Source organism: Affinundibacterium nitidum (assembly GCF_014284155.1).
Taxonomy (GTDB): Bacteria; Pseudomonadota; Gammaproteobacteria; order Burkholderiales; family Burkholderiaceae_D; genus Undibacterium; species Undibacterium nitidum.
On the sequence record NZ_JACOFZ010000037.1, the window covers coordinates 1 to 443 of the forward strand.

Sequence of the window (443 nt, forward strand, 5' to 3'; positions counted from 1 at the left end):
GCTGGTAAGGTGTAGTTCACACCGTTCAACTGCACTACAGGTGAACCCACCACAGAAGCGGTCAAGGTATCACCGATATCCAAATCAGAGACGGCGAAGCTACCTGTAATCGCTGCCAAGTTCTGAGTAGAAGCATTAGCTAGCTCAACCACAGCTGCTGGGTTCGTTGTGTCACTCAACACTGGCGCATCGTTCGCGCCTGTAATCGTGAACGTCACGTCTTGCACTGCGGAGTCTGCTGTACCGTCATTGACCTTCACTTGGTAAGTGATCGTCAAGCTTTGGCCTGCACGCAAGAAGTCTAAGTTCGCCGCTGCTGGATCGTAGGTGTACGCAATCGCTGTACCTGCACCACCATTCGAGGTTTGGGTCGTTGGCGTGATGCTGAACGCACCTGCTGCCGTCAATGCTGTTGCACCGGCTGGCAAGGTGTAGTTCACACC

Annotated in this window: 1 protein-coding gene; it reads right to left on the reverse strand. The window is 53.7% G+C overall.

Annotated elements, in window-relative coordinates; translation table 11 throughout:
* The coding region (locus tag H8K36_RS18935; protein ID WP_186918080.1) for a VCBS domain-containing protein at window positions 1-443 on the reverse strand (443 nt) is incomplete at both ends.